This is a genomic window from Limnochorda sp., from assembly GCF_047459355.1.
Lineage (GTDB): Bacteria > Bacillota > Limnochordia > Limnochordales > Limnochordaceae > Limnochorda.
This window is the reverse complement of sequence record NZ_VSCV01000105.1, coordinates 1-1,236: the sequence shown is the minus strand read 5'-3', so window position 1 is coordinate 1,236 and position 1,236 is coordinate 1. Positions and strand designations below refer to the sequence as shown.

Below are 1,236 nucleotides of genomic sequence, written 5' to 3'. Positions count from 1 at the left end.
TCCCACGTCCACGCCGATGGTGGGGTTCTCCAGGAGGAGGATCTTGGGCCGCCGCTCCAGCCAGCGCCCCAAGGAGACCTTCTGCTTGTTCCCACCGCTGAGCGGCCGGCACGATCCCCTGGGATGGGCCGCCTTCACCCGCAAGCGCTCGATCACCCGGTGGGCCATCTCCTGCTCGTGGCGAAGGTTGAGGAAGCCCAACCGCTGCGCGATCTTGCTCATGTTGATAATGGAAACGTTGGCCGCCACAGGGAGGTTGAAGAAGAGCTCCCGTTCGAACTCCCCGGTGAAGTAGCCCACGCCCTTGCGCAGGCGGGTGGGAACGCCTTCGCTGGCCCGGGCTGCCTGCCCCTGGATGAGAAGGGATCCTTCATCGAAGGGGAGCAGGCCAGCCAGGGTCCGGAGCACCTCGGCCTTCCCGCACCCCTTGGGCCCGTACAGCCCCACACACTCGCCCTCCCGGAGCTGGAAGGAGATGTCCGTGTACGCCCGCGCCCGGCTCAAGTTCCGGACCTCGAGGATGACCTCTGCATCAGGCGGGCACGTGCTCCCCGGTTCGGCCAGGATCTCACTCGCCTTGGCCCCCGCGACGGCGGTGATCAGGTCCCGCTCGGTCACCTGGTCCTCTTGGATGGAGTAGGCGGCCACCTCTTGGCCGTCCCGGAGGACGTAGACCCGGTCGCAGAGCCGGATCACCTCGCCCAGGTTGTGGGTGACCAGGACGAAGCTGCTCCGCGCCTTCAGCCGCTCCAGGTAGCCGAAGAGGAGCTCCCGCTCCTCAGGGCTCAGTGGCGCGGTGGGCTCGTCCAGAATGACGATGGGGTAGCGTTCCGGGCTCGACTTCTTCCTCCGGATGAGGGCGACAGCCCGGGCGATCTCGATCATTTTCTGGGCCGCGGGAGGGACGTCGTAGAGAAAGGCGTCCGCGTCCACGTCGATGCCGAACTCGTCCAGGAGCGCCGCCGACTGCTCCCGCATGGCCGCCGCATCCATGATGCGGGCCCCGGCATGCTTCAGCTCCTCGTGCCCCAGGAAGAGGTACTCAAAGACCTTGAGGGCCGGGACAATACCCCGCTCTTGGTGGACGACGGCGATCCCCCGCTCGGCGGCTTCCGCCGGGTCTGTGGGGAAGGGCTCCTCCTGGCCCCGGTAGATCCACGTCCCTTCATCAGGCGGGTACACCCCGCCCAGGATCTTCATCAGGGTGGACTTGCCGGCGCCATTTTCGCCCAGCAC

Annotated in this window: 1 protein-coding gene; it reads right to left on the bottom strand. The window is 67.1% G+C overall.

The features are described 5' to 3' along the window. Positions 1 to 1,236: ATP-binding cassette domain-containing protein (locus FWJ67_RS11185; RefSeq protein WP_414482866.1), on the bottom strand; the 1,236-nt coding region annotated here is incomplete at both ends.